Origin of the sequence: Streptomyces achromogenes (assembly GCF_030816715.1) — a bacterium.
GTDB lineage: Bacteria > Actinomycetota > Actinomycetes > Streptomycetales > Streptomycetaceae > Streptomyces > Streptomyces achromogenes_A.
Map to the genome: position 1 here is coordinate 2,686,586 of NZ_JAUSYH010000001.1, position 20,147 is coordinate 2,706,732.

Below are 20,147 nucleotides of genomic sequence, written 5' to 3' on the forward strand. Positions count from 1 at the left end.
CGACCCCGGCTCTTCGCCTCCGCCCCACCCCGCCTCCCCGCCCGACCCCGGCTCTTCGCCTACGCCCGACCCCGCCTCCCCGCCCGACCCCGGGTCCTCGCCTCCGCCCGACCCCGCCTCCCCGCCCGACCCCGGGTCCTCGACCCCGCGGACCGGCGACCCGGCCGAACTCTGGGCCACCGTCGACGCCCTCCGTGCCTGGCTGGACGCCGGGCGCGTGCACGACGGCCTCGACGGACTGCTGCTGCGCGTACTGAAGCTGTCGGAGGAGGTCGGTGAGGTCGCCCAGGCGGTCATCGGCGCGACCGGGCAGAACCCGCGCAAGGGCGTCACCCACACCTGGGACGACGTCCGGAGTGAGCTGTGCGACGTGATCATCACGGCGCTGGTCGCCCTGCGCACCCTGACGCCGGACGCGCAGGAGGTGTTCGCGGCACATCTGGCGCGGGTGGCGGAACGGTCCCTCGGCGGCGCGGGCGAGCCCCGGGACGAAGGCCGAACTCCGTTCACGGAACCGTCCGCCCTCGTATCGCGTACCTCTGTACGATCACCGCACGCGAAGCGGGGGCGCTGAGGCGGAGGGGCGGGCATGGACGACAACACAGGCAGACGCAGGTCGACTTGGCTGAGAGCCACGGCGTCGGCGGCCGCGGGGGTGAGGCGGTGTCCGGGTACGGTCCGCTGTCGGAGGCCGGGGTACGGCTGCTCGGCGCGCGGCTGGCCGAGGCGCTGGGCGAGGTGCACCGGGCGGGACTGGTGCACCGGGACCTGAAGCCGGGCAATGTGCTGATCGCCCACGACGGGCCCCGTCTCATCGACTTCGGCATCGCCCGCGCCCCGGAGGACACGGCGCTCACCGCGACCGGCCTGGTGGTCGGCACCCCCGGCTATCTCTCGCCCGAGCAGGCCACGGGACCCGGTGGCGATGCCATCGGGCCGGCGAGCGACGTGTTCTCCCTCGGCTGCGTCCTGGCGTTCGCGGCGACCGGCCGTGCGCCGTTCGGCAGCGGAGCGGTGGACGCCCTGCTGTACCGGGCGGCGCACGATCCGGCGGACCTGGACGGGATCCCGGCGGCGCTGCGCGAAGTGGTGGAAGCCTGCCTGGAGAAGGACCCGGCCAGGCGTCCGGACGCCGCGGAGCTGGTGCGGCGGTTGACGGCCGAGGGCGGGCCGCAGAGCGGGCCGCGGGACGAATCCGACAGCGACCCACAGGACGGACCCCAGGGTGACCCGCGGATCGCACTGCAGAGGGCACCCCAGGAAGAGCAGAAGGTCGAGCCGCAAGACGAGCCGCAGGACGAGCGGGCGTCCGGATGGCTGCCCGAGCCGGTCACCCGGCTGATCGCCGAGCGGTCGGCCGCCGCGCTCGCCCTGCCGGACATCGAGCACACCCAGGTCACCGCGTCCTCCCCGGCACGGTCCGGCGCGGGATCGGAAACCCCGCCGGACACCGCTTCCGACGTACAGGACACACCCCCAGACCAGGCCTCCGACGGGCAGGCGGCCGGGCAGCCCGACCCGCAGAACGCCCGCCCGCCCGGCCGACGCCGCTTCCTGCTGCTCGCCGGCACTGCCGCGGCGGTCGCGGCGGGCGCCGGCGGCACGGCCTGGTGGGCGACGACCCGGGACGACGACGCGAAGGGCGCCACGCCCGCCGCCGCACGGCGGCCCGTGCACACCCTCGCACTGCACGGCGACCTCAGCGGCCCGCATCAGGCGACGGGCCGGGCGCAGGAGCGCGGACTGCGGCTGGCCGTCGCGGAGTTCAACGCGCGCGGCGACGCCCCGTTCACCGTGAAGGTCCGGGCCGTCGACGACAAGGGCGACCCGGCGACCTCGACCCGGCTCGCCGCGGAACTCGCGGCCGACCCATCGGTCCTCGCCGTGGTCGGTCCCACCACCGACGCCACGGCGCAGGCGGCGCTCGGGAAGTACGCCGCCCGGGGGCTGCCTGCCGTCGCCGTGTCCCCCGGCAGCATGAGCCTCGTCATCCAGGGTTTCAGCTCGTTCCTGCTCGGTCGGCTGCCCGACTCGGTGCTCGCCCTGTACATGAGCAACTACCTTCGCGGCACCGGCCGTTCGCGCAAGGTCGGCCTCGTCGTCGACCGTCCGGCCGGTAACTACGGGACGGACCTCGCCACGTCCCTCAGCACGCAGCTCAACAACGCGCAGCTGCCCGCCGTGCCGGAGGTGGTCAGCGCGATGCGCGACGACTTCGGCAACGTGGTGGACGCGGTGCTCTCGGCCGGCGCCGACTCCGTGTTCTTCGCCGGACTGCCCGACCGGGGCGCACTGATCGCCGCGGCTTTGCGGCAACGGTCCTTCCAGGGTGCGCGGGTGTCGGGCCCGGCACTGCTCGACGCCCGGTTCCTGACCACTGCTCAGCAGGACGCCGAGGGCTGGGCGATGGTGGCTCCGGTCATCGACGCGACCCGCAAGCCCGAGGCGGCGAAGTTCGCGGCCGCCTACCGCGAGCGCTTCAAGGAGGCGCCGCCCCGGTACGCGGCGGAGTCCTACGACGTGAGCGGGATGCTGCTGAAGGCCCTGTCCGGGCTGCCGGCGAAGAGCCGCACCCGCAAGAACCTCCACGAAGCCGTGCTGACGGGGAAGTACCAGGGCATCACCAAGCAGTTCGCCTTCGATCTGACCAACCCCCAGTTGGCCAGGTCCGGCCTGATGGCCGTCGACGGCACCGGCGGCTTCCTCTGGCGGGTCGAGAAGGGCGCCTTCGTGTACGGCGGCCCCGCGCCGCTCGTCGTCTGATGGAGCCGCTGCGCACCGGCGACCCGTCCCGGCTCGGCCGCTACCGACTGCTGCGGCGGCTGGGCGCCGGCGGCATGGGCGTCGTCTTCCTGGCCCGTGCGCCGGGCGGGGCGATCGCCGCGGTCAAGACGGTGCGGGCCGCGTACGCGGAGGAACCGGGATTCCGGGCCCGGTTCCGCCGCGAGGCGCAGGCCGCCCGGCAGGTCCACAGCCCCTGGGTGGTGCCGCTGCTGGACGCCGACGCCGACGCGGAGACGCCGTGGCTGGCGACCTCGTACGTGCCGGGCCCGTCGCTCTCCGAGACGGTGGAGGTCTTCGGGCCGCTGTCGGTCACCTCCGTGCGGGTGCTCGGGATCCGGCTCGCCGAAGCCCTCGACGCGGTCCACGCGGCGGGACTCGTGCACCGCGACGTGAAGCCGGGCAACGTCCTGCTGGCCCCGGACGGGCCGCGGCTCATCGACTTCGGCATCGCCCGCGCCCCGGAGGCCACGGCGCTCACCTCCAGCGGCGTCATCGTGGGCTCGCCCGGCTTCCTCTCACCCGAGCAGGCACGGGCGCGCGGCGGGGAGATCGGCCCGCCCAGCGACGTGTTCTCGCTGGCGTGCGTGCTCGCGTTCGCCGCGACCGGGGTACGGCCCTTCGGCGACGGCGGGGCTGCGGGCGTGCTGCTGCGCACGGTCTACGAGGAGCCGGACCCGGCCGCGTTCCCGGACGCCCTGGCGCCCCTGCTGACATCCTGCCTGCACAAGGACCCGGCCGCCCGCCCCGACCTCGCCCGCCTGCGAGCGGAACTCGAGGCGGGCGTCGGCCCCGGGCCGGGCGGCACGGCGGGGTGGCTGCCCGAGCCGGTCGCCCGCCTGATCAGCGACCGGTCCGCCGCCGTGCTCGCCCTCGACGCCGTCGAGCCGACCCAAATGTCCGCGCCGGCGAGCACGGTGTCCCCGGACGCCCCGACGATGACAGCCGTCAGAGCCGCACCGTCCGTCGCACCCGGCATCCGCCGTCGCAGCTTCCTGCGCCTCGGATCGACGGCCGGGGTCCTCGCGGCCGGTGGCGGCGGAGCCTGGTGGTGGAGCACCCGCAGCGGTACGCCGACGACGCCGACGCCCGTGGCGAGCGCGCGTCCCGAACTGGTCGTCGCGTTCCAGGGCGACCTGACCGGACCCGCGAAGGACAGCGGGAACGCCCAGCTCAACGGCGCCCGGCTGGCCGTCGAGCAGATCAACGCCCAGAGCGGCCGTCCCCTTCGTCTGAAGCTGGTCCCGTACGACGACGGCGGCGACCCGGCCCGGGCCGCGAGCCTGGCCGGGCGGCTGGTGAAGGACGCCGGCGTCCTCGCGGTGGTGGGGCCCACCACCGACGCGTGCTTCCTGCGCACCGAGGCCGCGTACACCAAGGCGACGATGCCGGTGGTCACCGTCTCGGTGGACGTCAGTCTCGACGGCAGGTCCTTCGGCTACGACCAGTTCCGCTCCCACGCGGCGCTGCACGTCGAGAGGACGCTCCTCGCCGCCCCCTGCGTCCGCTACCTCAGCAACCACGTCGACGCGCGCAAGGTGTTCCTGGTGGACGACCGAGCGCAGGGCGACACCGCCTGGAAGCTGTGCGACCTGGCCCAGAAGGGACTGCGGAGCGCAGGTCGGCAGGCGACGCTGACCAGCGTCCCCGCCGGGAAAATCGATTACAGGGCGCTGGCCGCGTCGGTGCTGTCCGCGGGCGCGGACGCGGTCGTGTGCACGGGCGACCCGGCGCGGACCGCGGGACTGGCCTCCGCCCTGAAGGCGGCCCGATTCACCGGCACCTGCATGGCCACGGAACAGGCCTTCGGCCCCGGATTCCTCGCCGCCGCCGGGGCGGCCGCGACCGGCTGGATCTTCGCGACCTCCTTCGTCGACCCCACGGTCCGCCCGTCCGCCCGCGCCTTCGCCGCCGCCTACCGCACCCGGTTCGGCGCCGCCCCCGGCTGGTACGCGGCCGAGGCCTACGACGCCGTGATGTTCCTGGCGGCGGTCTGCGCACAGGACGGCACGGCTCTGAGGGAGCGCGGCGCGATCGCCCACCGGCTGCCCGAGGTCAAGCACACCGGGATCACCCGCACCGTCAAGTACAGCCAGGGGAACGGCTACAACAACGACGCGATGTTCCTCTACGAGGTCGCCGACGGCACGTTCCACTACCTCGGCCAGTACAAGGAGGCGGCGGTGTCGTGAACCGGGGAGTGCCCTCACCCCCCACCGGCCCGGACGAGGGGGCGGCCGTCGACGCGTCGCTCACTCCGCGTCGGCGACGACCGAGCCGACCCGGTCGGCAAGGCCCGGATCACGTCGGACCAGGAGCGTCGCGTAGCAGACGGCCGCGACGAGGGTGCCCAGAGCCGCGTACGGGAACCAGCTGTACGGGGCGGGCTGTCCCGGCTTGGCGAGATAGTACAGCGGGACCAGTACGGCAAGGGCGCCGGCCGCGGGCAGCACCACATGCCGCACGATCCGGAACTCCTGCGGACGGTACCTGCGGTAGTACAGCGGCAGCGCGATGTTGGACGCGAGGTAGACCAGCAGGATCAGGATGGCGCCCAGGCTCGACGACTCGGCGAAGAACACCACCGGGTTCATCTGACCGCCGTCGGCTCCGAGCACATGCCCCAGACCCCAGCCGACGATGATCAGCAGCGCGGTCGCGGCGAAGGTGACGATCGCGTTGTTCGGCGTACGGCGCGTGGGGTGCACATAGCCGAAGAAGGACGGCAAGAGCCCCTCACGTCCGGCGTTGAACACCAGCCTGGCCTGGGAGTTGATGCCCGCGATCAGCACGCCGAGGGTGGAGGTCAGGCCGCCGACGTAGGCGAGGAGGGCGAGCGCCCCCAGCGTGTGCTGGGCGACGTCGATGAAGGGGATCCGGGAGTCTCCGAGCCGCTGCACGTCGTAGCCGAAACCGGTGACCGTGGCGTAGGAGAAGAGGATGTAGCTCACCGTCATGATCGCGACGGAGGAGAACACGGCGCGGCCGACGTTGCGCCGCGGGTTCTCCGTCTCCTCGGCCAGTGCCGCCGAGTTCTCCCAGCCGATGAACAGGTACACCGCCAGCGGGAAACCCGCCGCGAGGCCCCTGACGCCGTGGGTGAGGTGGGAGGGCAGGAACGGAGCGACGGAGAGGTCGCCCCGGTGCTCGAAGAGTGCTGCGACCGAGACCACGACCAGGACGAGCATCTCGACGCCGAAGAAGTAACCGGCCCACTTGGTGGACACCACGATCCCGCGCAGCATCAGCACCACCGACAGGCCGGTCAGCAGCACCGTCCAGATGATCCACGGCAGGTCGACGCCGGTGTAGTGGTTCAGGGTGATCTGCATGAACCCGCCGGAGATCGCGATGACGGAGGCCATCGCGATGATGTAGCCGAGTCCCGCGAGCAGCGCCGTGGTCACGGCGCTGACCGGGCCGAAGGTCTTGCCGACGAAGGTGGTGAAGCTGCCCGCCGAGGGGTGCGCCCGGGAGAACTCGGCCAGCGTGTTGCCGAACAGCGCGACCGCCGCGCCCGCCGCCATGATGGTCAGCGGGGAGGCCACTCCCGCCGTGGTGGCGAGGAAGGCGAAGCCGAAGAAGAAGCTCATGGCCGGGCCGACGTTGGCCATCGTGGCCGCGGCGATGTCCGCCATGCCGAGGACGCCGCCGCGCAGGCGCTGGGGCGTGCCGTCGGCGCGTCCCGACGTCGGCGGCGGCCCGGCGGATCCGGACTCGGTCATGACGGCAACTCCCTTCCGAGAGGTCGGTTCGGTTCGGCTCTGCGGGTTCAGTTCGGTTCGGCTTTTTGGGGGGTCAGTTCGGTTCGGCTTTGGGGCTCAGTTCGGTTCGGCGCTGCGGGACGGGTTCGGTTCGGCTCCGAGAGCCCGGTCCGGTTCGGCGTGCCGGTGCGCCTTCACCGCTCGTACCGCCGGGTCCATCGCGCCGCGGCCGAGTTCGTCGAGCAGGTCCAGGTGGCAGCGGTTGCGGGCCCGTACGACCGCGGGGTCCGGCGCGGGCCCCAGCAGGCACTGCTTGCCGAGCAGGTCGGCGGCGAACTCCCTGATCCCGGCGCCGCCGAGGGTCTCCGCGAGGTCGAGGTGGAAGCGGGTCTCCAGTTCGAGCAGCCGGGCCGGGTCGTCGGCCAGGTTCATCTCCTCGACCAGCGCCCGCAGCCCGTCGAGCCGGCTGTCGGTCAGCTCGCCCGCGGTGTGCGCGACGAGCCCGCATTCGAGCAGCAGATGGAAGGAGTCCAGGGCGGCCGCCTCGTCGGCGTCGTACATCACGGCGACGACCGCGTCCCAGTCGGCGGCGACGAAGGTCCCGCCGGCCCGGCCCCGACGGCGGTCGAGCAGGCCGTCCTGGCACATGACCTCCAGCGCGCGTCGCACGGTGATCTCACTGATCCCGAGCTCCTCGGCGAGGACCCCCGCGTCCGGCAGCCGGTCCCCCGGCGAGACGGACCGCAGCCGCACCCGCAGAGCGATCCGGGACCGGACGAGCTCCGCTCCTGTGGGACCCCGGCCGGCCAGGACGCGTGTGTCCCAGCCGCTGTAGGGGCCGAACTTGCCCGGTGCATTCACCACGGCGCCACCTTAACGGCCTGGCGAGCGGGGTCACGGTGTGGTCCACAGAGGCTCCCGGAAGAGACGGTTCCGCGCTGGCACGAAAAATAGAGCAAGGTGAACAGTTAAACAAGTCTTGTTTTTTTCGATCGCACTGAACTAATTTCCAGACGCTCCTGGTCCGTCCTCCCTGTCCGTCCTCCCTCCATGGATGTCGAGATGACCACAACCGTCCCCAAAACCCCTCCCGCGGAGTCCGGCGAGCCCGGTGGCTCCGACGGCTCCGGCGGCCTCCAGGCCGGACTCAAGAACCGCCACCTGTCGATGATCGCGATCGGCGGTGTCATCGGCGCCGGGCTGTTCGTCGGCTCCGGCTCCGGCATCGCCGCCGCCGGCCCCGGCATCCTCGTCTCGTACGCGCTCGTCGGCGTCCTCGTCGTCCTCGTGATGCGCATGCTCGGCGAGATGGCCGCGGCCAACCCCACCTCGGGTTCGTTCTCCGCCTACGCGGACCGCGCGCTGGGCCGCTGGGCCGGCTTCACCATCGGCTGGCTGTACTGGTTCTTCTGGGTCGTGGTGCTCGCCGTCGAGGCGACCGCCGGGGCGAAGATCCTGGCCGGCTGGGTCCCCGCGGTGCCGCAGTGGGGCTGGGCCCTGATCGTCATGATCGTCCTGACCGCCACCAACCTGGTCTCGGTCAGCTCCTACGGCGAGTTCGAGTTCTGGTTCGCCGGCATCAAGGTCGTCGCCATCGCCGCGTTCATCGCGCTCGGCGGCCTGGCGATCTTCGGACTGCTGCCCGGCTCCGACCACCCGGCGAGCGGTTTCTCCAACCTCACCGCACACGGCGGCTTCCTCCCCAACGGCCCCGGCGCGATCCTCACCGGCGTCCTGATGGTCGTCTTCTCCTTCATGGGCAGCGAGATCGTCACCCTGGCCGCGGGCGAGACCGCCGACCCGCGGGCCGCCGTCACCAAGGCCACCAACAGCGTGATCTGGCGGATCGCGGTGTTCTACCTGGGCTCGATCCTGATCGTGGTGTCGCTGCTGCGCTGGAACGACCCGGCGATCCTGAAGGACGGCTCGTACGTCGCCGCCCTCAGCTCCATCGGCATCCCGCACGCCGCCCAGATCATGAACACCATCGTGCTGACGTCGGTGCTGTCCTGCCTCAACTCGGGCCTGTACACCGCCTCGCGCATGGCCTTCTCGCTCGGTCGCCGAAGCGACGCCCCGGCCGCCTTCGGACAGACCACGGGCCGCGGCGTGCCGCGCGCAGCCATCCTGGCCTCAGTCGTCTTCGGGTTCGTCGCCGTCGCCTTCAACTACCTCTGGCCCGACACGGTCTTCCAGTTCCTGCTCAACGCCTCCGGCGCGATCGCCCTGTTCGTCTGGCTGGTGATCTGCTTCTCCCAGCTGCGGATGCGCAAGATCATCGAGCGGGAGTCACCGGAGAAGCTGGTCGTCCGGATGTGGCTCTACCCCTACCTGACCTGGGCGACCATCGCCCTGATCACCTTCGTCCTCGGCTACATGCTCACCGACACGGCCGACGGCGGCGGCCGCGACCAGGTGGTCCTGTCCACGGCGGTGGCCGCGGGCGTGGTGGTCTTCGCGGTGGTACGCGGCCGCCTGTCGGCGAAGACCAGGGCACGGGAATCCGCCGACACGGCTCCCCTGTCCTGACACACTGGACACCGCACCCGCACCCGCACCCGCACCCGCACCCGCACCCGCACCCGCACCCGCACACCGACACCGGGACTCGTCCCGTCTGGTTCAGGCCCTCGCCGGACTGCCGTCCTGCCGAGGGCCTGCTCCGTCTGTGGTGAACGGTCGCCCTCAGGACGGCGTCAGGCACTCGCCGCGGTACGACGGCGGACCGTACGGGCAGACCGACGACGCCCAGGCCTACGGGCGCGGGTCCACGAACGACCTGAACGACGCGAGGGACGCACTGCGCTGATGACCGCCCCTTCCCCCGAGGACGACGACCGCGGCAGCCTCCGCCTGGTCCTCGCCGTCCCCCTCACCCTGCTCACCCTCATCGCCGCGTACTTCTGCTGGACGGCGCTGACCATCACGCCGTCCGGCACCTGGGACGACGACGCGTACGCCGGAATCGTCCTGTCCTGCGTCCTCACCCTCGCGGCAGCCGGCTCCGCGGCGGCCCTGTGGCTGTCGCCGTCGGTGCGAAGGACCATGCCGTGGTGGTGGCTGCTCCCTGCCCTGCTGCTGGGCACGGTTGCGGGCGCGCGGTGGGCGGTGGGCGGTTAGAGGCCGGTCACAGGTCGGCCCGGCGACTTTCCGATGCAGCCGTCGTACTGAAAGCGCGACGGCACGTTCCACCACGTCGCCGGTACATGGAGGCGACGGTTTCCTGAACGACGCGGTCCGTCGTCAGGTTGGTCGCCCACCACAAGGGGCCGCGCATCAGAAGGCACACCCGTGCGATAGAACTGGTGGTCAGTTGCTCGTGTTCACGGGCCTGTTCACCGGGCCGGACGGAGATGAGCGTGGGACTGCCGCTGGACCTGAAGGTCATGGCCGAGGGCATGACCAAGGCGTCCATGGGAATGGTGGGCACGGTCATGGTAGGCACGCGGGACACCGCTATCGCCCTCTTCCACGAACTCGACCGGCAGCATGGCATGGCCGGGGACGACGACGCCGGGCGGGCGTTCGCGGCGGTGTACAAGTCGGCCGCCTCCACCACACTCGAAGTGGGCTTCAGCGCCTCGTCGAGGCGAAACACGTCCGCGACCCGGACTGCGCGAAGCGCAGCTTTCGCAGTATCGAGCGGGTCAACGAGACACTGGCAAAGCCCGTGAAGGTGGATGACAAAGGGAATCCGAAGTGGGACCCGCTGATCGACGGCATGTACCGAAGTGACGAGTCGGAGCTGCGCAGATACAAGAGCGCGATGGCCAACCCGGCGAACTCGGAGATCCGCGGCCTTGAGATCGTGACCAACGGCAAGGACAACGCGGCCTACTGGGAGTCGATGATCGCCATGAACGACGTCACCGGTTCCGCACGGTACGTGCCCTGAGAGTGAAGGACTTCTGTGGCAGTCGAGCACACCTTGCGGTCGAACTTCGTCTTCGCGCCTCCCGAGGACACTCCAGCCGCATGGCAGGCGAGTCTGGGGACGTTCAGGGACGCGCTGGAGCAGGCGTTCCCCGATGCCTTTCCGGAGACGAACACCTCCGGCCTCCGGGATGTGCCTGTCCTGGACTTCGAGATCGAGGTGGCGCCGGAGGTCTTCGTCACGGGTACGGCTGCCATGCCGACTCTGGACTACGCCCACGTCAGCATCATCGACGTGACCGCCGACACGGCCGCCTTGTTCGCCCACTGGCTCCGCGACTCGTACGTTCCGTCCCCGGCGAGTGTGCGATTCCTGAGCAGCTTCGTGATGGAGAACGGTGACGAGACACCCTGGGCGGTCCCGTCGACGGGCGACGCCTCGGAGATCGCGACTGTACTGCGCAGCCACCTGGCCGCAGCCGGCCCTTGACGGACTTTCCGGCGACAGCGGCTGGGATGCGGAGTTCCTCCATGACGAGTGGACGCAGGTCATCCTCGGACAGGCCGTCGGCACCCGCACTGACTACTTCCGGGCCCGCCGGGCCGGACGCGGCAAGAACATCGTCCGGGCGGAAAGGGCCGGCATCTGGCAGCTCTCCGAACCCTTCTCGCAGCGTCTGGACCGGCTCGGACGCCAGACGTGGGATCAGGTCGCCGAACGCGCCGCCCGTCTGGCAGTCGGAACGTGAGGCGAACGCCGCGCACATCCTGGCCTGGGACGCCCATCCGGACGAACGGATCGCGCACGAGCAGATTGCCATCTGTGTCCCCACCAACCGCATGGCGAGCGAACTGGGAAGCACGTTGGGGGAACACGGCATCCGAGCCTTGGAGATCGGCGCCGACGGTGCCCGGGGCGAGCCCGGGATCCACATCGGGACCATGTTCCGTTTCAAGGGGCTGGAGTACCAGCGCATGATCATCGCCGGAGTCAGCGACGGCCTGGTCCCTCGCGAGCAGGTCAACCAGCTCCGCCAGGCGGACCCTGCCCGCTACCGCAGGGAGGAACAGCGGGCGCGTTCCCGGCGACCCGGGCACGGGACAGTCTCGACATCTTCTGGCACGGCAATCCGAGGCCGTTCCTGCAACTTCTTCTCGCCTGAGGAGACACCTCGTGTGGCATATTCGGCAATTCACGGTCGTGGATCTTGTGGGGCGTGGGGCCGAGAGCTCCTGGCTGCGATCATCTTTCGTGGCCACTCGGACTGCGCTGAGCAGCAGTCCCCTCGTCCTGGGCTTCCGGGGGCCGACGGCCACCGCCGCTTGGGGGAGTGCTCCAAGGCCCGACGGCTGGGCGGAACTGCCCCCTTGTGCTGAACAGGCCGGGCCCTCTTCGCCCTCAGCCCTTCGACCTGAGCAAAAGGACCCTGACCCTCTACTTAGCCGACCAGAAGCCCTGAGCGGCAGACGAGTCGGGCTGTACGCCGGGTTCTGTGCCGAGGCCTCTCGCGAGGGCCTCGGTGACGGCCATCCATCTAGGGCCGACGTTGCCGTCGGCCTCGTGCGGTCTACCCGCGGACTCGGGCGGGCAGCCCTCGAACGTCCGCGCAGAAACACCAAGGTGTTTCCTTTTGACCTTGCTCCGGGTGGGGTTTACCTAGCTGCCCAGGTCGCCCTGGGCACTGGTGGTCTCTTACACCACCGTTTCACCCTTACCGGGAACCGAGGTCCCCGGCGGTCTGTTTTCTGTGGCACTGTCCCGCGGGTCACCCCGGGTGGCCGTTAGCCATCACCCTGCCCTGTGGAGCCCGGACGTTCCTCGGGAAGCCCCGTAAGGGACTCCACGCGGCCGTCCGCCCGGCTCGTCTGCCGTGTCGACCATGTTACCGGGCGAGAGTCGCGCTTCGGTCCCGCAGCCGTCGCCAGGACGGAGCCCGCGAGGATCAGGGTGAAGGCCGCCACGATCGTCGCCGTCAGGGGCTCGTCCAGGAACAGGGCGCCCGCCGCGACCGCGACCGCGGGATTGACGTACGTGATGACCGTGGCGCGCGTCGGGCCCGCCTCCTTGATCAGTTCCATGAAGGCGACGAAGGCGACGGCCGTGCAGACCACGCCCAGGGCCGCGAGAGCCGACAGGACGGCGGTGGAGGGCAGCTCCGTGGGGCGGGTGGCGACGGCGGCCGGGGCGTAGACCAGGGCCGCCAGAGCCAGACAGGGGGCCGTGAGGTGGAGGGAGGGGACGTCCTTGAGGTGGCGGGCGGCTATCAGGGGCGCCGTCGCGTAGCCGACGACCGTCAGCAGGACCTCGGCCAGCGAGCGGGCGTCTCCGCCGGTCAGATGCGGCACGGTGAGGACGGCTACGCCGGTCAGGCCCAGCGCGAGGCCGGCGGTCCGGCGTGCGCCCAGTTGTTCCGTGTCGCCGAAGAAACGGGCCAGGGTGACGCCGACGATGGGGACGCCCGCGATCAGCAGGCCCGCCGTCGAGCTGGACAGGTGCCGTTCCGCGTCGGTGAGGGTGAACCAGGGGCCGATGATCTCGATGATCGCGAAGGCCAGCATGGGCTTCCAGTGCGTCCGCACGGTGCCGGTCAGCCCGCGTTGGCGCAGGGCGAAGGGGAGTAGGAGGGCCGCGCCGACGGCGCATCGGGTGAACACGACCACGGACGGGGACAGGCCGTCCTCGCCGTCCACCGCCACCTTGATCAACAGGTAGGGGATCCCCCACACGACTCCCATCAGGGAGAACAGGAACCAGCCGCGAGCAGTCATGGCAGGAGTCTCGGCCGGGTCCGCTCAGACGTCTTGAACGCTGTTGCGGTAGGCCGCTGGGGTCACGCCCAGGACGCGGCGGAACCAGCGGGTGAGATGGGCCTGGTCGGCGAAGCCGACCAGGGCGGCGACCTCGGCCGGGCGCAGGCCCGATTCCAGCAGGGCTCGCGCCCGGGTCACCCGGTACTGGGCGAGCCAGGCGTATGGCGGGATCCCGGTCGTCGTGCGGAAGGCGCGCAGGAGTTGGTAGCGGGACAGGCCCAGCTCGGCGGCGAGGTCGGCGAGCGAGGGCGGGGCGAGCAGCTCGTCGGTGAGGCGGGTGCGGACGGCGCGGGTGATGTGCTCGGCCCCGGGGATCATGTCGCACACCGGGCGGGCCGTGGAGTGCCGTCGGGCCAGGGCCGTCAGCAGCCACGGGAGCCGGGACTCGGCCTCCAGCGGGTCGGGGCGGACGGTCAGCTCGGTGTGGGCGCGGCGCAGCGCTGCGGCGAGCTCGGGATCGTCCACCAGGGGCTCGCGGAAGTGCGGCGTGCCGCCGAGGACGCCGTCGGTGAGGAGGCCGGGGACCGCGTACAGGGCGCGGTAGGCGTAGCCGCCGGTGGTGGCGCCGGGGCCTCCCGTGTGGGTCTCACCCGGGTCGAGGACGACGATGGAGCCGGGGCCGGTGCGGATGTGGCCGCCGCGGTAGGCGATGATCTCCGCCCCCTCCACGCACACGCCGACCGTGAACTCCTCGTGTGCGTGGGGCGCGTAGACGTGCTGCTGGAAGCGGGCGGTGAGCAGGTCCAGGGACGGCCCGCAGCGGCCCAGCCTGGCTCTGGTCCACCACGCCTGTTCACGGCCCATCCGACGCCCCCTGCCCAGTCCTGCCCGCTCCTACTGCTGCAACGCCCGCAGGCCGCGTTTCCATGCCGCAGGGAGGTCGGCGTCGTCCGGAAAGCGGCCGTGGATCTCCAGGACCACCATGCCGTGGGCGAAGGCCCAGATCGCGCGGGCCAGGTCCAGGTCGCCTTCGCACGCCAGCAGCAGGGGCATCGCGGCCCGGTCCTCCAGGCCGGCGGGCAGGGCCTCGCGCGGCAGCGGGCGTTCCGTGGCCAGGCAGTAGAGGTGGGGGTGGGCGAGCGCGTACGTGCGGTACGCCTGTGCCAGCGCGAGCAGCGAGCCCGGCTCACGCGTCTGGGCGGCCTCCAGGGCCTCCGCCGACTCCTGCAGCATCTGCGCGACCAGTTCGACCTCGACCGCGTATTTGTCGGGGAAGTGCTTGTAGAGCGAGGGCGCCTTGATGCCCAGGTGGTCGGCGAGCGCGCGCATGGTGAGCGCGGCGGGCCCGGCCTCCTCCAGGAGGGTCCGGGCGGCCGCCGCGATCTCGCGGGCGCGGGGCGTGAGCCGCTCAGTCACGCTGGAAGCCCTCCTTGGTGCGCAGTCCGTAGCCGAAGGCGCGATCGTACGAGATGTGCGCGAGCCAGCCGCACAGCGCCGCGAACAGCGGAGGCCAGGCCGGGAACGGCCCGAACGTGTAGAGGACCATCAGGGCGAGCGGGACGACGGCGCGGTGCATCGCGTTGTAGTACGGGACCGCCCGGGGCGGGAGCTGTCCTTTCGCCATGCGGGGCGCGGCGTCGAGGCCGACCAGGAACGCGAGGTCCGGCACGATCAGGAAGGCGAAGGCGAGACCACCCGCGAGCCAGCCGTGGTTCATGGCCTCCAGGATCGCGAACGCCGACCAGAACAGGGCGCTCGCCAGCCAGGCCGCGCGGCGGACGCCACGCAAGCCGGAGCCCGTGCGCGGGTTGGCGGTCGTACCGGTGCGCGTGCTGGTGGTGGCCGTGCTCATCGTCTGCCTCCTGGAAGTCGTCGACTGCGGTCTCGGCGGTGCGGCCCATTCCGGCTAATGCTGTTAGCCCGACAGGGCCGACCCTACGGCTAACGCTGTTAGCCGTCAAGGGTGAGCGCCTCGGCGCGCTCCGGCACGGAATCCGGGCGGTGGCGACACAGACCGAGCGGGCGGCCCGACCGGAGCCGAACCGGACCCCCGAGCGGGGCGGAGGTCGCCGTGCGGCACGCCGTACGCTGTGCTGCTGAGTTCGATGTGAGGAGATGTCCCGTGCTGGTCCTGCTGCCGCCCTCCGAAGGCAAGGCGTCCTCCGGACGCGGTGCCCCGCTCAAGCCGGAGGCCCTCTCGCTGCCGGGGCTGGGCGCGGCCCGTGAGGCCGTACTCGACGAGCTGATCGAGCTGTGCGAGGCCGACGAGGAGAAGGCGCGCGAGGTGCTCGGACTGAGCGAGGGGCTGCGCGGCGAGATCGCGAAGAACACACGGCTGCGGACGGCGGGTGCGCGCCCGGCCGGGGAGATCTACACCGGCGTCCTGTACGACTCCCTCGGGCTCGCCTCGCTCGACGCGGCGGCGAAGCGGCGCGCGGCCAGGTCGCTGCTCGTCTTCTCGGGGCTCTGGGGCGCGGTCCGGGTGACGGACCGGATTCCGTCGTACCGGTGCTCCATGGGCGTGAAGCTGCCGGGCCTCGGGGCGCTGGGCGCGCACTGGCGTGCGCCGATGGCCTCCGTGCTGCCCGAGGCCGCCGGGGACGGCCTGGTGCTGGACCTGCGCTCGGCGGCGTACGCGGCGGCTTGGAAGCCGAAGGGCGAGGTCGCGGCGCGGACGGCGAGCGTTCGGGTGCTGCACGCGCCGACGCGGAAGGTCGTCAGCCACTTTAACAAGGCGACGAAGGGGCGGATCGTACGGAGCCTGCTGACGGCGGGAATCGCCCCGAAGGGCCCGGCGGAGCTGGTGGAAGCCCTGCGGGACCTCGGATACGTGGTCGAGGAGCAGGCCCTGGCCCGAGCGGGCGCGGCCCGGACGCTGGACGTCCTGGTGGACGACGTGCACTGACGACGCGGCGCGGCACGGCGCAGCCCGACACGACGCGGCACACTCGCCCGCCCCCGCCGTCCCCCCATCCCGCATCCCGCATCCCGCATCCCGCATCCCGCATCCCGCATCCCGCATACATCTACGCGTTGCAGCATGCGCAATGACCTTTGTGCATGCTGCATGCCGCGAGCAGGATGAGGCGCATGACCTCGCCTGCGCCTTCCGCTGTGCCCTCCGCTGCGACTGCCTCGGTACTGGATCTGACCCCGGCCCCCGTCGTGCCCGTCGTGGTGGTCGAGGACGCCGCCGACGCTGCGCCGCTGGCTCGGGCACTGGTGGCCGGCGGGCTGCCCGCCATCGAGGTGACCTTGCGGACGCCGGCCGCGCTCGACGCGATCAGGGAGATCTCCGGGGCGGTGCCGGAGGCCGTCGTCGGGGCGGGCACGGTGATCACGCCGGAGCAGGTGACGGCGTGCGGGGCGGCCGGGGCCCGGTTCCTGGTGAGCCCCGGCTGGACGGACGTCCTGCTGACGGCGCTGCTCGCGTCCGGGCTGCCCTTTCTGCCCGGGGTGTCGACGACGTCGGAGGTCGTGGCGCTGCTGGAGCGGGGCGTGCGGGAGATGAAGTTCTTCCCGGCGGAGGCGGCCGGCGGCGCCGCATACCTGAGCTCGCTCGCTGGTCCGCTGCCGCAGGCCCGGTTCTGCCCGACGGGCGGCATCGGCCCGAAGAACGCGCTCGGCTACCTCGCGCTGCCCAACGTCTGCTGCGTGGGCGGGAGTTGGATGGTCCCGGCGGACGCGGTCGCGGACCGGGACTGGCCTCGGATCGAGTCGCTCGCCCGGACCGCGTCAGCCCTGAGGACCGCGTCAGCTCTCAGGACCGCGTCAGCTCCCGGGGCCTCGTCCGCGCCGAGGACCGCGTCCGCGCTCAGGGCCGAAGGTGGGACGTGTCGTTGAAGAGCCGGACGCTCGCGTTCCCGTCCGCGTAGTAGGCCACGGCCGACAGCGAGGCCGCCGACAGTTCCATGCGGAAGAGGGACTCCGGCGGTGCGCCCAGGGCTAGCCGCACGAGGGTTTTGATCGGGGTCACATGGGTGACCAGCAGGACCGTGCGGCCCGCGTACGCGGCGACCAGCCGGTCGCGGGCTGCGGCGATCCGGACGGCGGTGGCCGCGAAGCTCTCGCCGCCGCCGGTCGGCTCGGCCTCCGGGTCGGCGAGCCAGGCGTTCAGGTCGTCGGGGTGACGTTCGCGGACCTCGCCGAAGGTCAGCCCCTCCCAGGCGCCGAAGTCCGTCTCGATCAGCCCGTCCTCGACGGTGACCTCCAGGCCGAGGCGGGCGGCCACGATGCCGGCCGTCTCACGGGTACGGGCCAGCGGGGAGGCGAGGATGTGCTGGACGGTGCCGCGCCGGGCGAGCGCGGCGGCGACCCGCTCGGCCTGTCCCCTGCCGACGTCGGAGAGCGAGGGATCGGTGCCGCCGCTGCCGGAGAACCGCTTCTGCGGAGTCAGCGGCGTCTCACCGTGCCGCAGCAGCACGAAGGTCGCGGGCGCCCCGAGATCGGGAGCGGCGCCCCAGCCGACGGTCGGGGCAGCGGCGGGGGCGGAGGTTGCGGCTCCTGCGGTGGACAGGGCGACCGCGCGGCCGGCGCGCACGTCGTCGCCGGTGTTGGCACCGGGCTTCGCAACGGCTTCCGCGACGGTTCTTTCCGCTCCGCCGGGCAGCGATGCTTCCGCAGCCCCTCCCGTAGTTCTTTCCGCTGCCGCCCGGGAAAGGGCCTCGCGGGCCTTCGCCGCGCCCGCGACGGCGTCGCCGGGGGGACCGGACGGCTCGGGGGCGGACGGGGCGCCGGCGGACCGGGCGTCGAGCGCGGCTCGGGACGCGCCCTCGTTCCACTGCTCGCCCCGCTTGCCCGCGTCCATCGCCTCGTTCGCGAGGCGGTCGGCGTGCTTGTTCTGCTCGCGCGGGATCCACTCGTAGGTGACCTGCCCGGGCGGAAGCACCCGGGCCGCCTCCGCCGCGAGCGGCTTCATGTCGGGATGCTTGATCTTCCAGCGGCCCGACATCTGCTCGACGACCAGCTTGGAGTCCATGCGGACGCGCACCCTGGCCGAGGGGTCGAGTTCGCGGGCGGCGCGCAGTCCGGCCAGCAGCCCCCGGTACTCGGCCACGTTGTTGGTGGCGACGCCGATGAACTCGGCCCGCTCGGCGAGGGTCTCCCCCGTCGTCGCGTCGATCACCACACTGCCGTAGCCCGCGGGCCCCGGGTTGCCCCGCGACCCCCCGTCGGCCTCGACGATGAACTCCCGCACGATGCAGGCCCCTTACCGGTTACAGCCCCGACTCGGACGTGCGCACGAGGATGCGACGGCAGTTCTCGCACCGTACGACCGTGTCGGGCGCGGCCGAGCGGATCTCGTTGATGTCGGTGATGGCCAGCTCCTGGCGGCAGCCCTGGCAGGTGCGCTGGTGGAGCCTGGCCGCGCCGATGCCGCCCTGCTGCTCCCGCAGCTTGTCGTAGAGCTTGAGCAGGTCGGCCGGCAGGGAGGCGGCGACGACCTCGCGCTCCTTGGTGACGGTGGCGGCCTCGCCGTCGAGCTCCTCGAAGGAGGCGTTCCGGCGCGCGGTGGCGTCGTCGATCTTCCCCTGCACGGAGCCGACCCGTTCGGTCAGCTCGGCGACCCGCTCTTGGGCGCTCTCGCGGCGCTCCATGATCTCCAGGACGACGTCCTCGAGGTCGCCCTGGCGCTTGGCGAGGGAGACGATCTCCCGCTGCAGGTTCTCGAGGTCCTTCGGGGAGGTGACGGCGCCGGAGTCCAGTCGCTGCTGGTCACGGGTGGCGCGCTGGCGCACCTGGTCGACGTCCTGCTCGGCCTTGGTCTGCTCGCGGGCGGTGTCGCTCTCCTCGGTCTGGGCGGCCACGAGGAGGTCGCGCAGCTGGGTGAGGTCCTTGGTCAGCGACTCGATCTCGGCGTGCTCGGGCAGGGACCTGCGCTTGTGCGCGAGTTGCTGCAGACGGACGTCGAGGCCCTGGACGTCGAGGAGTCGGATCTGGTCGGCGGGCGCGGCGTTCAGTTGGGGGCTCCCATTGAGCTAGAGGTGGCGGTGGACGCCGCGTGGGCGGTCCAGGGGTCGGTGACCGTGCGGGAGACGTGGACCCGCAGGTCCCATCCCCTCCGGTCGGAGATCTCGTCGAGCTGGGCGGCGGCCAGCTCGCACCAGGGCCACTCGGTGGCCCAGTGCGCCGCGTCGAGCAGCGCGAGAGGACTGTGGGCGCGGGCCTCGGAGACGGGGTGGTGGCGCAGGTCCGCGGTGAGGAAGGCGTCGACACCGGCGGCCCGGACCTGCTCGAAGAGGCTGTCCCCGGAGCCGCCGCTGACGGCGACGGTCCGTACGAGCGCCTCCGGATCGCCCGCCACCCGGATGCCCTGCGCGGTGGCGGGCAGCCGTTCCGCGGCCCGGGCGGCGAGTTCACGGACGGTGAGCGGGTGGTCGAGCTCGCAGACGCGGCCGAGGCCCCGGCGGCCTTCGCCGTCGCTCGGATCCGGCACGAGGGGGCCGACGACCCGCAGGCCGAGCGCGCCGGCGAGGGCGTCGCTCACCCCGGGATCGGCGCTGTCGGCGTTGGTGTGCGCGACGTGCAGGGCGATGTCGTTCTTGATGAGGGTGTGCACGACGCGGCCCTTGAACGTGGAGGCCGCGACGGTGGTCGTCCCGCGCAGATACAGCGGGTGGTGGGTGACGAGCAGGCCCGCGCCGAGTTTCACGGCCTCCTCGACGATCTCCTGGACGGGATCGACGGCGAAGAGGACCCGGAAGACCTCCTGGTCGGGATCGCCCACGACGGTGCCGACCGCGTCCCAGGACTCGGCCCGCTCGGAGGGCCACAGATCGTCCAGCGCGGCGATGACTTCAGACAGACGGGGCACGAACGAAAGGCTACCTGGCCGTTCTGCGGGGAGATACCGCCGCCTCGGCATGCACACGCCTTACCCGACCCTCAGCAGAATCGCTTCTGCACCACTCTTACGAGGGAAGAAGAGCGCCCGTGGGTCCCACGCCCGTGCGTGCGAAAACTAGCTTCGTCGCCGGAGGTGGCGGAACGATGACGATGCCGGCCTGTGCGATCGAGCCCACCGCGGCGGACGGGGAG

18 protein-coding genes, 1 other RNA gene and 2 pseudogenes are annotated in these 20,147 nt (G+C 72.0%); 11 read left to right on the top strand and 10 right to left on the bottom strand.

All coding sequences use genetic code 11. The features are described from left to right. Positions 1-202: 202 nt before the first annotated feature. The 3 genes from QF032_RS12135 to QF032_RS12145 are packed head-to-tail and all read left to right on the top strand — an operon-like array spanning position 203 to position 4,973. Positions 203-574, top strand: a complete 372-nt coding sequence (locus tag QF032_RS12135) for a MazG-like family protein (RefSeq protein ID WP_307060224.1) — start codon at positions 203-205, stop codon at positions 572-574. Positions 575-621: 47 nt separating this feature from the next. Next, positions 622-2,763 (top strand): ABC transporter substrate-binding protein, encoded by a 2,142-nt coding sequence (locus QF032_RS12140; RefSeq protein WP_307055980.1) that lies wholly within the window; start codon positions 622-624, stop codon positions 2,761-2,763. Beyond that, entirely contained in the window at positions 2,763-4,973 is a 2,211-nt protein-coding gene (locus QF032_RS12145; RefSeq protein ID WP_307055981.1) for a bifunctional serine/threonine-protein kinase/ABC transporter substrate-binding protein, read from the top strand. Before QF032_RS12140 ends, QF032_RS12145 begins: the two co-directional genes overlap by 1 nt. A gap of 60 nt (positions 4,974-5,033) precedes the next feature. On the opposite strand, the gene QF032_RS12150 is transcribed toward QF032_RS12145, so the two are convergent. Continuing rightward, positions 5,034-6,506 (bottom strand): APC family permease, encoded by a 1,473-nt coding sequence (locus tag QF032_RS12150; protein WP_307055982.1) that lies wholly within the window; start codon positions 6,504-6,506, stop codon positions 5,034-5,036. 96 nt (positions 6,507-6,602) lie between these two features. Beyond that, complete coding sequence (locus tag QF032_RS12155) at positions 6,603-7,349, bottom strand: FadR/GntR family transcriptional regulator (RefSeq protein WP_373430325.1); 747 nt, start codon at positions 7,347-7,349, stop codon at positions 6,603-6,605. Between the two features lie 198 nt (positions 7,350-7,547). Between QF032_RS12155 and QF032_RS12160 the strand changes: the two genes are divergently transcribed. The 6 genes and pseudogenes from QF032_RS12160 to QF032_RS40590 form a co-directional block, all read left to right on the top strand. Beyond that, on the top strand, positions 7,548-9,014 hold the full coding sequence (locus QF032_RS12160) for an amino acid permease (RefSeq protein ID WP_307055983.1): 1,467 nt from the start codon (positions 7,548-7,550) through the stop codon (positions 9,012-9,014). A gap of 279 nt (positions 9,015-9,293) precedes the next feature. Beyond that, positions 9,294-9,605 carry a hypothetical protein gene (locus tag QF032_RS12165; RefSeq protein WP_307055984.1) on the top strand — a complete coding sequence of 104 codons (312 nt, stop codon included), beginning with the start codon at positions 9,294-9,296 and terminating at the stop codon, positions 9,603-9,605. A gap of 239 nt (positions 9,606-9,844) precedes the next feature. Then, positions 9,845-10,159 (top strand): hypothetical protein, encoded by a 315-nt coding sequence (locus QF032_RS12170; protein ID WP_307060569.1) that lies wholly within the window; start codon positions 9,845-9,847, stop codon positions 10,157-10,159. After that, entirely contained in the window at positions 10,123-10,380 is a 258-nt protein-coding gene (locus tag QF032_RS12175; protein ID WP_307060226.1) for a restriction endonuclease fold toxin-2 domain-containing protein, read from the top strand. The genes QF032_RS12170 and QF032_RS12175 overlap by 37 nt, the downstream gene beginning before the upstream one ends. 15 nt (positions 10,381-10,395) lie before the next feature. Next, entirely contained in the window at positions 10,396-10,848 is a 453-nt protein-coding gene (locus tag QF032_RS12180; RefSeq protein WP_307055985.1) for a hypothetical protein, read from the top strand. A gap of 10 nt (positions 10,849-10,858) precedes the next feature. Next, positions 10,859-11,521: pseudogene (locus tag QF032_RS40590) on the top strand (UvrD-helicase domain-containing protein); the annotation flags it as partial. A 301-nt stretch (positions 11,522-11,822) separates the two neighbouring features. On the opposite strand, the gene rnpB reads toward QF032_RS40590, so the two are convergent. From rnpB to QF032_RS12205, 5 genes and pseudogenes are all read right to left on the bottom strand, one after another. Then, positions 11,823-12,223: RNase P RNA component class A (rnpB, locus tag QF032_RS12185), an RNA gene on the bottom strand. A gap of 115 nt (positions 12,224-12,338) precedes the next feature. After that, a pseudogene (locus QF032_RS40595) lies at positions 12,339-13,127 on the bottom strand (DMT family transporter); the annotation flags it as partial. A 24-nt stretch (positions 13,128-13,151) separates the two neighbouring features. After that, on the bottom strand, positions 13,152-13,973 hold the full coding sequence (locus QF032_RS12195; RefSeq protein ID WP_307055987.1) for a helix-turn-helix transcriptional regulator: 822 nt from the start codon (positions 13,971-13,973) through the stop codon (positions 13,152-13,154). 30 nt (positions 13,974-14,003) lie between these two features. After that, entirely contained in the window at positions 14,004-14,525 is a 522-nt protein-coding gene (locus QF032_RS12200) for a TetR/AcrR family transcriptional regulator (RefSeq protein WP_307055988.1), read from the bottom strand. Next, positions 14,518-14,961: a DUF4260 family protein gene (locus tag QF032_RS12205; RefSeq protein WP_307055989.1), complete on the bottom strand. Its 444-nt coding sequence runs from the start codon at positions 14,959-14,961 to the stop codon at positions 14,518-14,520. The genes QF032_RS12200 and QF032_RS12205 overlap by 8 nt, the downstream gene beginning before the upstream one ends. Before the next feature lie 270 nt (positions 14,962-15,231). Here QF032_RS12205 and yaaA point away from each other — a divergent pair, with 270 nt between their 5' ends. Continuing rightward, the gene (gene yaaA, locus QF032_RS12210) at positions 15,232-16,014 is read left to right on the top strand and encodes a peroxide stress protein YaaA (RefSeq protein ID WP_307055990.1); all 783 of its coding nucleotides are present in this window, start codon (positions 15,232-15,234) and stop codon (positions 16,012-16,014) included. 185 nt (positions 16,015-16,199) lie between these two features. Then, on the top strand, positions 16,200-16,952 hold the full coding sequence (gene eda / locus QF032_RS12215) for a bifunctional 4-hydroxy-2-oxoglutarate aldolase/2-dehydro-3-deoxy-phosphogluconate aldolase (protein WP_307055991.1): 753 nt from the start codon (positions 16,200-16,202) through the stop codon (positions 16,950-16,952). Here the strand turns inward: eda and QF032_RS12220 are convergent. From QF032_RS12220 to QF032_RS12230, 3 genes are read right to left on the bottom strand one after another with little or no spacing between them, the layout of a single operon-like run. After that, positions 16,924-18,306 (bottom strand): bifunctional RNase H/acid phosphatase, encoded by a 1,383-nt coding sequence (locus tag QF032_RS12220; protein ID WP_307055992.1) that lies wholly within the window; start codon positions 18,304-18,306, stop codon positions 16,924-16,926. The genes eda and QF032_RS12220 overlap by 29 nt on opposite strands. Positions 18,307-18,325: 19 nt before the next feature. After that, positions 18,326-19,069, bottom strand: coding sequence for a zinc ribbon domain-containing protein (locus QF032_RS12225; protein WP_307050045.1), 744 nt, complete (start codon positions 19,067-19,069; stop codon positions 18,326-18,328). Then, positions 19,066-19,923 carry a Nif3-like dinuclear metal center hexameric protein gene (locus QF032_RS12230; protein ID WP_306952860.1) on the bottom strand — a complete coding sequence of 286 codons (858 nt, stop codon included), beginning with the start codon at positions 19,921-19,923 and terminating at the stop codon, positions 19,066-19,068. Before QF032_RS12230 ends, QF032_RS12225 begins: the two co-directional genes overlap by 4 nt. Between the last annotated feature and the right edge of the window lie 224 nt (positions 19,924-20,147).

What these genes read in the sequence shown, in the direction of transcription:
- QF032_RS12145 (WP_307055981.1), top strand. Translation starts at nt 2,763, where the DNA reads ATGGAGCCGCTGCGCACCGGCGACCCGTCCCGGCTCGGCCGCTACCGA.
- QF032_RS12150 (WP_307055982.1), bottom strand. Translation starts at nt 6,506, where the DNA reads ATGACCGAGTCCGGATCCGCCGGGCCGCCGCCGACGTCGGGACGCGCC.
- QF032_RS12160 (WP_307055983.1), top strand. Translation starts at nt 7,548, where the DNA reads ATGACCACAACCGTCCCCAAAACCCCTCCCGCGGAGTCCGGCGAGCCC.
- QF032_RS12165 (WP_307055984.1), top strand. Translation starts at nt 9,294, where the DNA reads ATGACCGCCCCTTCCCCCGAGGACGACGACCGCGGCAGCCTCCGCCTG.
- QF032_RS12195 (WP_307055987.1), bottom strand. Translation starts at nt 13,973, where the DNA reads ATGGGCCGTGAACAGGCGTGGTGGACCAGAGCCAGGCTGGGCCGCTGC.
- QF032_RS12205 (WP_307055989.1), bottom strand. Translation starts at nt 14,961, where the DNA reads ATGAGCACGGCCACCACCAGCACGCGCACCGGTACGACCGCCAACCCG.
- eda (WP_307055991.1), top strand. Translation starts at nt 16,200, where the DNA reads ATGACCTCGCCTGCGCCTTCCGCTGTGCCCTCCGCTGCGACTGCCTCG.